Raw genomic sequence first — 12863 nt, forward strand, 5'->3', positions numbered from 1 at the left:
GAGGCGGCGGAGGCGGTGCCATGGTCGCCTTCAGCGTGACCTCAATCTCCTTCTCCTCCTCGACCGGCGGCCGAGTCGACAGCCAGATGGAGAGGCCGAACAGCGCCACATGGAGGATAACCGAGACAGTAGCCCCGACGCCGAACCGCGACTTGGGCCCCTGACCACGGTCAAGGACTGAATCGAACATGCACTAGACTCCTCTTCACCAGTGGACACCCATCGACGACGCCCCGCCCAGATGAAAGGGCGCGCTACCATACAGAAACGCGTTCCGGGTTCAAGCAAGCAAGGTCGATGGTCGTGGCGTGATCGGGCAATTGCCCCACTGGTTACCAAAAAGCAACGGTCTATTGACAACTGCTCGACCTCGGATATTTTCCCGGGTCATTTTCACTTGCAGCCCACCTTGGAGGGGTCTGGTATGCACTTGAACCGAGTGCTCCGGGAAACCGGAGTTGTTGTTGCCGCAGGTCTGCTGTACGGATCCGCGGCTTTCGCCCAGTCGAGCACGATCATCGGTACTGTGATCGACGCTCAAAGTCGGCAGGCTGCCGCTGACGTCGTTGTGACCGCTACTTCGCCCAACCTTCAGGGCGAGCAGACGGTTGTCACCGACGCGCAGGGTAACTACCGCATTCCCCAGTTGCCCCCCGGCGACTATACCCTGCGGTTCGAGAAGGAGCAGTTCAAGCCGTACGCTCGTTCAGCCATCCAGTTGCGTCTGAACCGCACCATCCGCGTCAACGTCGAGCTCCTCCCTGAGGCGCTCGGTGAGGTCGTGGAGATCGTCGGCGCGCCCCCGACCATCGACGTGGGTTCCACGACTTTGGGCGTGAACGTCGACCAGGACTTCATCAAGCGCATCGCCGTTGCGCGTCCGGGTGGAAAGGGCGGCGCGACCCGCTCCTTCGAGTCCCTGGCCGAGCTCGCGCCTGGCGCCCAGAACGACGACTACGGCGTGTCCATCAACGGCTCGACCTCGCCTGAGAACGGCTACGTGGTGGACGGTCTGTCCACGAACGACCCTGCCTTCGGCGTGAACGCCAGCCCGTTGAGCATCGAGTTCGTGCAGGACGTGAACATCATCACCGGCGGTTACATGCCGGAGTTCGGCCGGTCCACCGGCGGCGTCATCAACGCGGTCACCCGCTCGGGCTCCAACGAGTTCCACGGCTCCGTGTTCGCGAACTGGACGCCGGGTACGCTTGAGGGAACCCGGACGACGATCCGCCGGGAAGGCACGGTCATCTCCGGTCAGAACCAGCTGAGCAACCTGGGCGATTTCGGTGCCACCCTCGGCGGCCCGATTCTCAAGGACAAGCTGTGGTTCTTCGCCGGCTTCGCGCCGTCGTTCACCCGCTACCAGCACACCCGCACGCTCAACGCGCTGCGCGTGGACGACCAGGGCAACACGGTCACGGACGAGGCGGGCTTCACCCTCGCGGACGCGATCCCGGGTTCCGCGACGAACTACTTCGCCGACTCCCGTACGATTCAGTACATGGGTAAGTTGACGTACCTCATCAACCAGGACCACAACGTGTCGTTCGCCCTGAACGGCACTCCGACTTCGTCGGGTGGTCTGGGCAAGCTGTCGATCGATCCCCGCTCGGGTGGCCTGCCTGGCGTGCTGGCCTCGCGTCCAGGTGACTTCGGTCTGACCGAGACCAACGCGAACACGACGTCGCTGGCCCTGAAGTACGCCGGTGCCTTCGCGGACAAGAAGGTCCTCGTCGATGCGAACCTCGGCTGGTTCCACCAGACCGCGTCCACGCTGCCGGGTGACGGCAGCAACCTGGGCGACACCACGGGTCTGGCCGGCTACTCGCGCATGCTGTACAACACCCCGCGCCCGCTGACCTTCTTCGAGTCACTGCCCACGGGCCAGGAAAACGCCTGCGGCACCACCGAAGAAGAGCGGATGCTCCGCTGCCCGATCCAGAGCTACACGATCGGCGGCCCTGGCTTCATGAGCGAGCAGACGCTGGATCGCTACCAGGCCAACGCGAAGGCCACCTACCTGCTGAACGCCCTGGGCACGCACGTGCTCAAGGCCGGTGTGGACGTCGAGTTGCTGTCGTTCGACCAGGTCAAGGCGTATGGCGGTGGCGTCTACTACCAGGAGTATGAGGGTGGTTGGACGGGTGGTCAGGGGCCGGCGGTTCAGGACTACCGTCGCTACGGCTACCAGACGGGCCCTGACTCGGCCGTCAGCCAGTTGACCCAGATCGCGAAGACCACCAGCACCACGGTTGGTGGCTTCATTCAGGACTCCTGGTCTATCGCGAACCGGGTGACCCTGAACCTCGGTGTCCGCTACGACGTCCAGGCGCTCTACGGCGGCAACGGTGACCTCTCGCTGCTGCTCGGCAACCAGTGGTCGCCGCGCCTCGGTGCCGTCGTCGACCCGTTCGCCAATGGTCGCGCCAAGTTGTTCGTGAACTTCGCTCGCTACTACGAGCAGGTTCCGCTCAACCTGATGGACCGCGCGTTCCCGGGTGAGAACCGCATCACGTCCATCCAGCGCATGGCAGAGCCGGGCGAGGGTAGTGCGACGGCGTGCGACCCGTCCAGCTACGAAAGCCAGCAGGCGACGTGTGGCAATGGGAACAACCTGCTCGCGATTCCGGAGAGCAGCCGCAACGTGAACCGCTTGTACACGGGTGGAACGGTCGGCGGCACGCCGGTCGATCCCGACATCAAGCCGCAGTCCTCTGATGAAATCGTGGTCGGTGGTGAGTACGAGGTGCTGGCGAACACCCGCCTGGGTGCTAGCTATACGCACAAGGACATGAACTCGGTCATCGAGGACATGAGCCGCGATGCCGGTGCCACGTACTTCCTCGGCAACCCCGGTAGCGGCTTCGCTCAGGAGTTCCCGACGCCGGTCCGCAACTACGACAACGTCACGGTCTACCTGAACCGCACGTTCTCCGATGGATGGCTTGCCCAGGCCAACTACACCTGGTCGCGCCTGAACGGAAACTACCCCGGTCTGTTCCGTCCTGAGACGGGCCAGCTTGACCCGAACATCCTCTCGGACTTCGACCTCATCGAGCTCCTTGAGAACCGCACGGGTCTGCTGCCCTTCGACCGTACGCACCAGATCAAGATCTTCGGTGCGAAGGAGTTCAACATCTCGAACGCCCTGTCGGCGAGCCTGGGTGTCTCCTACCGCGGTAACTCGGGTACGCCGATCAACTACTACGGTTCGCACTGGGGTTACGGTCCGGACGAGTCCTTCGTCCTGCCCCGTGGCGCTGGCGGCCGCACGCCGTGGATCAACACCATCGACTCCAACATTGGCGTGAACTACCGCGTCAGCAAGGACAGCGTGGTGTCCTTCACCCTGGACGTGTTCAACCTCTTCAACTTCCAGGGCGTGACCGCAGTGGACCAGACGTACACGCTCCGCAACATCAAGCCCATCCCCAACGGAACGCCTGCCGACCTGGAAAACCTCCCGGGCCGCGTCGAGTTCCAGGATGAGTCTCCGCGGGCGGCGCCGTTCGGTAGCGTTGATGGCGACGTGAACCCGAACTTCAAGAATCCGGCTGGGTACCAGGCTCCCCGCCAGGTTCGTTTCGGCATCCGGTACACGTTCTAGTCCCAGGCCCCATCACGGAATCGGAACTTCAGTCATATGACCAAGAACATCGTCAACACTGCGTTGGTCCTCCTCGGGACGGGTACCTTGCTGACGGGCTGCAACATGGAGCAGCCCGCGACCGACTGCTTCGTCCAAGGCTCACCCAGTTGGGCCATGAAGTATGATCCTGTGGACGAGCCGCGGGATGCGAACGGCAATGCGTGCGAGACCGGGGCTCCCCTGGCCGAGCTCGTGGGCGTGTACAAGTTCGTCAACCCTGACACGGACACCGCGCAGCTCGCGCTGCGTCCGGCCGGGCTGGCTGGCAGCGCCATCGCGGATGAAACCACCCAGTCCTCGGACCAGACCGCGCTCGGTAGTCTCGGTGAGCAGGACGCGCAGGACTTCTGCACTGCTACCAACTTCAACTCGGCCTTCGTGAACGTGGCCGCGTCTGAAGGCTCGCCAGAAAACACCGTTCGCTACGCGTTCTCCGAGGTGAAGGTGTACTCGGCGCCGTCTGCTCCGGGAACGCAGATCATGGGGCAGTTCACGTACACGAACAACGGCTGCACCGGGACCTACGTAATGCGGGGCCTGTGGCCGGCGGTGGGTTGCTACACCGACTCGACGGATCCGCTGGAGAGCTGCGGCGAGGGCTCGGGTATGAACCCCGACGCGGCGGTGATGTGCCAGCCGATCCATCCGGACGATCCGGAAGATCCGACGTACGGCTACTGCGTGCCGGCGAAGGCAGTCCCGTCGTTCAAGTAGCCGAACACGTCGTCTGCTGAACCGCGCCACCCCACCTGGGTGGCGCGCCTCGGCCCCGGCGGTCTCTCCCCACATGGGAGTGGCTGACCGGGGCCGTGGTGTTTAAAAGGCGGGACCTGTACTGGAGGCACATGGAGGGCCGTTACTCACTCATCGAGCGCGTCCGCGGCTTGCTTGCGGACGAACAGGGCACGCTGCACAAGGCGGCGCCCTATCGGGTGGCGCTCTGCTACCCCAGCCCCTACCACGTGGGCATGAGCTCGCTCGGCTACCAGGCCATCTACCGTGAAATCCACGAGCACTCCGGAGCGACGGCCGAGCGCGTCTTCCTCCCGGATGACGTGGAGGCCTTCAAGCGCACCCGGACGCCCCTCTTCACCTGGGAGTCCCAGGCCCCTGTCGCCAACTTCGACATGCTGGCCTTCTCCGTGGCCTACGAGCTGGAGCTGACGGGCCTCTTCTCCATGTTGGAGCTGACGGGCATCCCGCTCCTGGCCGAGGAGCGCCAGGAGGGCCGCTATCCGCTCGTGGTGGGCGGCGGGCCGTTGACGTTCTCCAATCCGGATCCGCTGGAGCCCTTCGTGGACGTGCTCGTCCAGGGCGAGGCGGAGGACTTGATTCACCTGCTGGTGGAGGCCGCGGCGACCATGGAGCGCGAGGCCCTCCTGGCGCACCTGGCGCGCATCCCGGGCTTCCGCGTGCCCGGGCGAGGCGGGGCCCGATACCACGTGGCCAAGGCCACCGACGCCCGTCTCCCTGCCCGGTCGCAAATCGTGACCCCGCACACCGAGCTGCGCTCGATGTTCCTCATCGAGCCGGAGCGGGGGTGCTCCCGGGGCTGCCATTACTGCGTCATGCGGCGCACGACGAATGGGGGCATGCGCACGGTGCCGCCAGAGCGGCTCCTGTCCCTCATTCCGGAGCATGTCCGCCGCGTGGGCCTGGTGGGCGCGGCGGTGACGGACCATCCGCGCATCGTCGAGCTGCTCCGGACCCTCGTGGAGTCCGGCCGCGAGGTGGGGGTGTCCTCGCTGCGCGCGGACCGGCTGACGCAGGAGTTGGTGGATCAGCTCCGGAAGGGAGGGGCCACCAACCTCACGGTGGCGGCGGACGGACCGTCACAGCGCCTGCGGGACATGGTGGACCGGAAGCACTCGGAGGAGCAGATTGTCCGGGCCGCGACCTTCGCTCGCACGGCGGGGATGAAGCAGCTCAAGGTGTACAACGTCGTGGGTCTGCCAACCGAAGAGGACGCGGACATCGACGAGCTCATCCGCTTCACCAGCGAGCTGTCGCGCATCCTCCCGGTGGCGCTGGGCGTGGCGCCCTTCGTGGCCAAGCGCAACACCCCCATGGACGGCGCCCCCTTCACGGGCATTCGCGAGGTGGAGGGGCGGCTGGAGCGCCTGCGCAAGGGCCTGCGGGGACGCGCCGAGGTGCGCCCGACGTCCGCGCGCTGGGCCTGGGTGGAGTACATGCTGGCCCAGTGCGGCCCGGAGGCGGGGCTGGCGGCCATGGATGCCTGGAAGGCCGGCGGCAACTTCGCGGCGTGGAAGCGGGCCTTCAATGGCCGGGGCTGTGAGCCGTACCTGGCCCGGCGGGTAGAGGACGGCCGGCGCAACCCCGTCCTGTGGCCCACCGTGCCGAGGACCGCGCCCCCGGCGTCCGCCGCCTGACGTGGACGTGCACGTGGTGGTGCACGTCCGCCCCGGCTTCCGCTAGAAGTCCGCTTGGCGCGCCGATGGCCGGCGTCCAGGGCAGCGGAGATCCAGGTGAGCACGCAGCGAGTGGACAAGTCGTGGCAGCAGAAGGGCCTGAAGGAGTACTCGACGGAGGCCCTGCTCGGGACGCTCGGCCACTACGGCATTGCCGTGGGCGAGGACGACTTCCGCAAGCTGGCGGAGTCGACCTTCCCGATTGGCATTGCCCAGCAGTGGCAGCCGAAGTGGAAGGGCACCGGGCCCTTCAAGGACTTCGCGGTGGCGGCGGCGGTGGAGCTGTGGAGCCGCTGGCTGCCGGACCGCGTGTCGCCCATGGAGATGGCTGACACGCTGGCGAACCTGATGCAGCAGCTGGCGTTCCTCCTGGATGGTCGGCAGGACGCGGCGGTGGACGCCGCCTTCGAGAAGATGAACGCCGTGCGCGCGAAGATGCCGCTCGACGAGAAGGGTGCGCCGCAGGAGCGCTTCATGCGCGAGGCGCTGGCGCCCTTCACGGAGAAGCAGGCCGAAATCTTCGACAGCCTCGCCGAGGCGCTCGCGTCGTCGGGCCACGTGGGGCACGCGGAGTCCTTCGCGGACCTGGAGGAGTTCCTCCTGCCGGACCGCCGTGGAATCTCTCGCGCCATCGTCCGTGCGGCGAAGGGCGAGCTGGAGCCCGCCACCGAGGACATGGTGAAGCTCACCGGGGACACCGAGCGCTCGCCCATTGCCCGCCTGCTGGCGGTGGATGGCCTCATCCACATCAAGGCGCACGGTCAGGCGGCGGCGGCGGCCCGCACGCTGCTGGCAGCGGCGGAGCAGGGCGGTGATTTGCACCTCGCGCTGGACCTCGTTCCCCGCCTGGAGCACGTCTACAAGGCGCAGAACGACCGCGAGTCGCTGCTGGAGCTGATGGGCATCTCCGAGCGCCTGGAGGCGGCCCACGACAAGATTCACCCCGGCCACCGCCGTCACCGTCACGGTCGCTGAGGCACCCGCGTGACAGCGGGCCTGCGTGGCCTCCTGTCACGACCCGTGGAGCGTGGAGCCCGTCAGCGGCTCCACCGGGGACAGAGGGCGCCAGGGCGCCGCGCCTCCGCCCCTCTGTCCTAACCGGTCGTTTCCTGGCCCTGAGGAGACTCGGAGGCGGGAGGCACCTCTTCCGGCACGTCCTTCGCGCCGCCCCTGCGCTTCAGCGGAACGCGAAGCACACCGGGGACACCTTCCGCCACGTCCCGCACGGGGACCACGGCGCCCACGGTGGTGTAGCGGATGGCGCCCGTCTGCGTGAAGGCGTGCTTGAGCGAGTACTCCTTCGCTCGGGGGAGGAACCACTCGCGCGCCGCCTTCATGGGCACGACGTGCAGCTCTCCCTGCGAGAGGAAGACGTACACCAGCAGGTCCGCGCCGCTGTAGAGGAAGCAGCCGGGAGTGTCCTTCTCCAGGTTGGACACCAGCTCGAAGAAGTAGCGGCGGCGGGTGGCGTTGCGGTCGCCCTTCACCTCGATGCCGCGCACCTCTCCCGAGGGGAGCTCCCAGAGCAGGTCCACCCCCCGGTGCTGGAAGCGCGGGTCCAACTGCACGTCATGCACGCGCGAGCCCGGCTCCGTCTCCAACATCCATGCGCGGGCGTGCTGCACGGCGCGGTCCGCCGCGCTCTGCACGCCGCGCATGCTGAAGCTTCGTGCCATGTCGTCTCAGCGGCGCAGCTCGACGCCCGTGGCCACCAGCTGCACCTCGCGCGGCTTGCCATCGGCGCCGCGGGGGACGATGGCGCCCTCCGACTCGTAGTGCTGGGCGCGGCTGTCGGTCAGCTCGGCCACCTTCAGCACGCCTTCCACGCGCGCCTGCGAGCCCGCGGAGTCCAGGGGGACGAAGAAGCCGTAGTCCTTGAACGTCACGCGCACGCCCGGGCCCTTGTCCTGGCCGGTCGTCGCCAGCTCCATCCAGCAGCCCTTGCGCTCACACGCCTTGCGCACCTGACCCTCGAGCAGCACCGTCTTGCCGTCGTGGGCCTGGGGTTTGGCCAGCACGTCCGCGAGCTTCACCGCCTTGGCGCCCTTGAGGGGCTCGCCGCGGGTGAGCTTCCAGCCAGTGTTCGCGGGCGCGGCCTCGGCCTTGGGCGCCGTCTTCGCCTGCGGGGCGGGTGGGTGGTGGCAGTCGGCCTCGGCGGCCTTGCCCGCCTTGGCGGACGACTTGTCACCCGCAAGGGCAACCAGAGGAACGGCAACCAGCAGCATCAGGGACGTGCGGAGCGTGTTCATACCCCGTCCGCTTAGCCAAAAGTCTTTGCTCCGGCAAGGCGACCCCCGTACTAAAGTCCGTCTCTCCGCACACGCTGACGAGGTGCGCTTGAAGGTCGTCATCCCTCCCCGCAACCGCCGTTTCAGCACCGTGGACGCCATGGGCCTCGCCGGCGTGGCGGGGCTGCTCGTGGCGCGCTACATCCCAGTGGCCCGCATCATCCCCTTCTGGGGCTGTGTGCTCAGGGAGCAGACAGGGTGGCCCTGCCTCGGCTGCGGCCTGACGCGCGTGGCCGACCGGGTGTCGCACCTCAACTTCGCCGGCGCCTGGGAGGCCAACCCCCTGGGAACGGTGGCGGCCATCCTGTTCGCTCTGGCGGCGGTGGTCATGGTGCTGCACCTGGTGTTCGCGATGCCCATCCCCCAGGTGGAGCTCTCCCCCCGTGAGTGGAGCGTCCTGGGCGTCCTGGCGCCCATCATCATCCTGGTCAATTACGCCTACGTGGTGGTGAAGACGCGCTTCCCCCACCTGCTGCTGTAGCCTTCCGCTTCGTGACCTCCGCGCTCGTCCTGCTGGGCTACCTCGCCGGCTCCATTCCCTTCGGTGTGTTGCTGACGCGGTGGCTGCGCGGCGTGGACGTGCGCAAGGGGGGCAGTGGGAACATCGGCGCCACCAACGTCACGCGCGTGGCGGGCAAGAAGCTGGGCGCGGTGGTGTTGCTGCTGGACGCCGTCAAGGGCGCGCTGCCCGTGGTCCTCGCGGTGCGCCTGCTGCCGGATGCGCCCACCGTCCACGTGGCGGTGGGGTTGGCCGCGGTGCTGGGCCACATCTACCCGGTGTGGCTGAAGCTCCAGGGCGGCAAGGGCGTGGCCACCGCGCTGGGCGTGCTGCTGGTGCTGGTGCCCCAGGCGGCGCTGGCGGCCGCGCTGGTGTACGTCACCGTCTTCGCCGTGTCGCGCGTGAGCTCGCTGGGCTCGCTGGGGGCGGGGGCCACGGCGGTGGGCACGTCGGCGCTCACCGCGCGGGCCGTGGAGTACGCGGGCCTCTCAGCCCTCCTCTTCGCCCTCATGCTGTGGACGCACCGGGGCAACATCCTCCGGCTGGCGCGGCGCACCGAGCGGCGCTTCTGAGCCATCCCCGGTGTCCCCCCGCGCGCTGCCACCGTCTGGCGGACGGTAGCCCAGCAGCGAGCAGGCGATGGGGCCGTTCCAGAGGTCCCGCTTCGCGGAGGGGCGCGCGTGGAAGGCGCTCTCGAAGCCGGGGTTTCCGCAGATGACCCAGACGCGCCAGCCCGGCACGCGCAGCGACTCCCCCAGCTTGAAGTAGAAGCTCTTCATGCCCTTCTGGCCGCCCGTGCCGAGCCGGTCGCCGTAGGGCGGGTTGGTGACGAGCAATCCGCCTGTCTCCGGCAGCGGCGGAAGCCGGGTCGCGTCACCTTCGGCCAACTGGATTTCCTCCGTCAGGCGAGCGGCGCGCACGTTGCGACTGGCGGCCTCCAGCGCCTCCGGGTCCTTGTCGAAGCCGAGCAGCGGCACTTCCACCTTCCGCTCGTTGCGGCGGGCATCCGCGCGCATGTCGGCGAGCAGCTCGCGGGCGCGGGCGCCCAGCTCCGGCCAGCGCTCCACCGCGAAGTCCCGGTTGAGCCCCGGCGCGCGTCGGCGGGCGATGAGGCCTGCCTCGATAATCAACGTGCCGGAGCCGCACATCGGGTCCACCAGGCCCTCCGTCCCGGTGTAGTTCGCCGCGCGCAGCACCGCCGCGGCCAGCGTCTCCTTCAGCGGGGCGGGCGTGGGGCGCACGCGGTAGCCCCGGCGGTGCAGCGGCTCGCCGCACAAATCCAGGGACAGGGACAGCGTTTCGCGGGCGAGGTGCGCCACCACGCGGATGTCCGGGTCGCGCGTATTCACGTCCGGCCGGGCGCCTTTCTTGTCGCGCATCCGGTCGACGATGGCGTCCTTCACCTTGAGGGCCACGAAGCCGGAGTGGCTGTGCTCGCTGTCCTTCAGCGTGGCATCCACCGCGAACGTATGGTCGGGGGTGAGGTGCTCCTCCCAGGGGATGCTGGCGGCGGCTTCGTACAGGCCTTCCGCGCCCCGGGCCTCGAAGGCGCCCAGCGGGTAGAGCACGCGCATGGCGATGCGGGACCAGAGCGCCACCATGAGCGCCTCGTCGAGCGTGGCCATGAAGCGGACGCCGCCGCGGTCCTGGCGGATGCGGCGGGCGCCCAGCTCCTTCAGCTCGTCGGCCAGGAGGTCTTCGGTGCCGCGGGCGGCGGTGGCGAAAAGGGCAATGCGTTCAGCCATGGGGTTCCGCCCATAGACGACGCCGGGCCGCTTGGGAACCGGCATCGCGTTTCATGTGCCCACCACCTCGTACAGGGTGAAGGTGGCGTCCTCCTGCTGGGCGCTCGCCTCCCGGGCCCGCTGGAAGTCCTCGGACTGGAAATAGGCCCGCATGGAGGCCTTGTCCCGCCAGCGCGTCACCAGCATCAGCTCCGGCGGCCGTTCGAAGGAGCGCAGCACCTCCAGCCCCAGGAAGCCGGGGTAGCCGTCCACCGCCCGCGTCCGCGCCTGGAAGCGGGCGACCAGGCGGTCCGCTTCCTCGGAGGCCGGCCGGAAGCGGGAGATGGCGACAATCATGGGCACGTCCCGGTGGAAAACAGCGAGGGCGTCCGGGCCGAGCCAGGACGCCCTTTGTGAAGTGGAACCGTCAGGGCCACCGCCTCCCATCCCATCCGGGAGCCGGCGGCCACGTGGGCCTTACATGGCCCCGGCGCCGGGCATGTCGCCCAGGCCCCGGATGAGCACCTCGCGGGGCTTGGCACCATCCGCCGCGCCCACCACGCCGTCGCGCTCCATCCGCTCAATCATGCGGGCCGCGCGGTTGTAGCCGATGCGCATCTTGCGCTGGAGCATGGAGATGGAGACGGCGCGCATCTCGCTGACCGTGGCGAGCGCCTGGTCGTACAGCTCGTCGGACAGCTCGTCCTCCTCGCCGCCACCTTCCACGTCCTCGTCGCGCGGCTTGAGGATGGAGTCGTCGTAGACGGGCTTGCCCTGGGCCTTGAGGTGGTCCACCGCCTTCTTGATTTCGTTCTCCGAAACGAAGGCGCCGTGCACGCGCTGCAGGTGCGCGCTGGTGGGCGGCATGATGAGCATGTCGCCCATGCCCAGCAGGGACTCAGCGCCCACCGTGCCCAGAATCGTCATCGAGTCCGGCTTCGAGCGCAGCATGAAGCTGACCCGCGTGGGGAAGTTGGCCTTGATGATACCGGTGACGACGTCCGTGGACGGGCGCTGCGTGGCGACCATCAGGTGGATGCCGGAGGCGCGGGCCATCTGCGCCAGGCGGGCGACGTACGTCTCCACCTCGCGGCTGGCCACCATCATCAGGTCGGCGAGCTCGTCGATGATGACCACGATGTAGGGCAGCTTCTTGAGCTGCTTCTTCTCCGGCTCGGTGGACTCGCTGGTTTCCAGCGCCTCGGTGTCCTCGGGCTCGGCCTCCAGCTCCGGGGCCTCGGCCTCTTCCTCGGACGCCTGCGCCTCGAACACGTCGTCATCGTCGTCCCGGGGCGCGGCGACGCCCAGGCTCTCCCCGCCCGTGGGCATGGAGGACTTGGGGCTCTCGCCGTCGAGCACGAGCACGTTCTTCGGCTTCGCCCTCTTCTTCGGCGCGGACTCGGTGGCCGGCTTCACCTCCACCGCGGTGCTCTCCACCAGCTTGTTGAAGCCGGCGATGTTGCGCACGCCCGCCTCGGACAGCATCTGGTAGCGGCGCTCCATCTCCTCCACGGCCCAGCGCAGCGCGAGCGCCGCCTTCTTCGGGTCCGTCACCACTGGCAGCAGCAGGTGGGGGATGCCCTCGTAGACGGAGAGCTCCAGCATCTTCGGGTCCACCATGATGAAGCGGACCTCCTCGGGCGTGGCCTTGAGGAGGATGCTCATGATCATGGAGTTCACCGCCACCGACTTGCCGGAGCCGGTGGTGCCGGCGATGAGCAGGTGGGGCGCCTTGGCCAGGTCGAGCACGTACGGCATGCCCTCGATGTCCTTGCCCACGCACATGGTCAGCTTGCTGGCGCCCTTGTTGAAGGCGTCCTGCTCGGCAATCTCCTTGAGGTAGACGGTTTCGCGGTCCCTGTTCGGCACCTCGATGCCCACCACGCCCTTGCCGGGGATGGGCGCGACGATGCGCACGCGCATGGCCTCCATGGCCATGGCGAGGTCGTCCGCGAGCGCGGCGATCTTGCTCACCTTGATGCCGGGGCCCGGGAGGAACTCGTACATGGTGACGACGGGGCCGGGGCGAATCTCCACCACCTCGCCGACGATGCCGAAGTCCGCCAGCTTCGCGCGCAGCTTCTCCGCCGTGGACAGGTACACGTCCTTGTCCAGCGCGGAGCGCTCCGTCTTGTCGCACTCGAGCACGTCGAGCGGCGGCAGCGAGAAGCTCTTGCGGTCCCCGACGAACTCGAACTGGTCCTGGCTCTTCTTGACGGTGGGCTTGGGCGGGGCCTTGGGCTCCACGATGAGCGGCATGCGCGCCAGCGC

The 12863-nt window shown here is 68.0% G+C and carries 11 protein-coding genes and 1 pseudogene; 6 read left to right on the forward strand and 6 right to left on the reverse strand.

Going from position 1 to position 12863, the window contains the following annotated elements; genetic code table 11:
- A pseudogene (locus tag G4D87_RS22075) lies at positions 1–190 on the reverse strand (energy transducer TonB); the annotation flags it as partial.
- 234 nt (positions 191–424) lie between these two features.
- Here G4D87_RS22075 and G4D87_RS22080 point away from each other — a divergent pair.
- The 4 genes from G4D87_RS22080 to G4D87_RS22095 all read left to right on the forward strand — a co-directional run bounded on the left by G4D87_RS22080 (position 425) and on the right by G4D87_RS22095 (position 7056).
- Complete coding sequence (locus tag G4D87_RS22080; protein ID WP_240358490.1) at positions 425–3610, forward strand: TonB-dependent receptor; 3186 nt, start codon at positions 425–427, stop codon at positions 3608–3610.
- A 36-nt stretch (positions 3611–3646) separates the two neighbouring features.
- Positions 3647–4366: a hypothetical protein gene (locus G4D87_RS22085; RefSeq protein ID WP_163784080.1), complete on the forward strand. Its 720-nt coding sequence runs from the start codon at positions 3647–3649 to the stop codon at positions 4364–4366.
- A 131-nt stretch (positions 4367–4497) separates the two neighbouring features.
- Positions 4498–6042, forward strand: a complete 1545-nt coding sequence (locus G4D87_RS22090) for a radical SAM protein (protein ID WP_163784082.1) — start codon at positions 4498–4500, stop codon at positions 6040–6042.
- Between the two features lie 96 nt (positions 6043–6138).
- Positions 6139–7056, forward strand: a complete 918-nt coding sequence (locus G4D87_RS22095; RefSeq protein WP_240358491.1) for a hypothetical protein — start codon at positions 6139–6141, stop codon at positions 7054–7056.
- A 119-nt stretch (positions 7057–7175) separates the two neighbouring features.
- On the opposite strand, the gene G4D87_RS22100 is transcribed toward G4D87_RS22095, so the two are convergent.
- Together G4D87_RS22100 and G4D87_RS22105 are read right to left on the reverse strand one after the other, a co-directional pair.
- Positions 7176–7757, reverse strand: a complete 582-nt coding sequence (locus tag G4D87_RS22100) for a hypothetical protein (RefSeq protein ID WP_163784085.1) — start codon at positions 7755–7757, stop codon at positions 7176–7178.
- A 6-nt stretch (positions 7758–7763) separates the two neighbouring features.
- Positions 7764–8330 carry a DUF4920 domain-containing protein gene (locus G4D87_RS22105; protein WP_176409487.1) on the reverse strand — a complete coding sequence of 189 codons (567 nt, stop codon included), beginning with the start codon at positions 8328–8330 and terminating at the stop codon, positions 7764–7766.
- Positions 8331–8418: 88 nt separating this feature from the next.
- On the opposite strand from G4D87_RS22105, the gene G4D87_RS22110 reads away from it, so the two are divergent.
- Entirely contained in the window at positions 8419–8850 is a 432-nt protein-coding gene (locus G4D87_RS22110) for a DUF2752 domain-containing protein (RefSeq protein ID WP_176409486.1), read from the forward strand.
- A gap of 11 nt (positions 8851–8861) precedes the next feature.
- Entirely contained in the window at positions 8862–9440 is a 579-nt protein-coding gene (gene plsY, locus G4D87_RS22115) for a glycerol-3-phosphate 1-O-acyltransferase PlsY (RefSeq protein WP_163784091.1), read from the forward strand.
- Here plsY and G4D87_RS22120 read toward each other — a convergent pair.
- From G4D87_RS22120 to G4D87_RS22130, 3 genes are all read right to left on the reverse strand, one after another.
- The gene (locus tag G4D87_RS22120; protein WP_163784092.1) at positions 9357–10658 is read right to left on the reverse strand and encodes a THUMP domain-containing protein; all 1302 of its coding nucleotides are present in this window, start codon (positions 10656–10658) and stop codon (positions 9357–9359) included. The two genes, plsY and G4D87_RS22120, sit on opposite strands and share 84 nt — an antisense overlap.
- A gap of 6 nt (positions 10659–10664) precedes the next feature.
- Positions 10665–10949, reverse strand: a complete 285-nt coding sequence (locus G4D87_RS22125; RefSeq protein WP_176409483.1) for an antibiotic biosynthesis monooxygenase family protein — start codon at positions 10947–10949, stop codon at positions 10665–10667.
- 120 nt (positions 10950–11069) lie between these two features.
- Positions 11070–12863: DNA translocase FtsK (locus G4D87_RS22130; protein ID WP_163784095.1), on the reverse strand; the 1794-nt coding region annotated here is incomplete at its 5' end.

The sequence above is a fragment of the Myxococcus vastator genome (assembly GCF_010894475.1).
Classification (GTDB): Bacteria; Myxococcota; Myxococcia; order Myxococcales; family Myxococcaceae; genus Myxococcus; species Myxococcus vastator.

Bases quoted from the DNA above. Each gene is read 5' to 3' on its own strand.
- G4D87_RS22090 (WP_163784082.1), top strand. From the start codon at position 4,498: ATGGAGGGCCGTTACTCACTCATCGAGCGCGTCCGCGGCTTGCTTGCG.
- G4D87_RS22120 (WP_163784092.1), bottom strand. From the start codon at position 10,658: ATGCCGGTTCCCAAGCGGCCCGGCGTCGTCTATGGGCGGAACCCCATG.
- G4D87_RS22125 (WP_176409483.1), bottom strand. From the start codon at position 10,949: ATGATTGTCGCCATCTCCCGCTTCCGGCCGGCCTCCGAGGAAGCGGAC.
- G4D87_RS22085 (WP_163784080.1), top strand. From the start codon at position 3,647: ATGACCAAGAACATCGTCAACACTGCGTTGGTCCTCCTCGGGACGGGT.
- G4D87_RS22105 (WP_176409487.1), bottom strand. From the start codon at position 8,330: ATGAACACGCTCCGCACGTCCCTGATGCTGCTGGTTGCCGTTCCTCTG.
- G4D87_RS22100 (WP_163784085.1), bottom strand. From the start codon at position 7,757: ATGGCACGAAGCTTCAGCATGCGCGGCGTGCAGAGCGCGGCGGACCGC.
- G4D87_RS22080 (WP_240358490.1), top strand. From the start codon at position 425: ATGCACTTGAACCGAGTGCTCCGGGAAACCGGAGTTGTTGTTGCCGCA.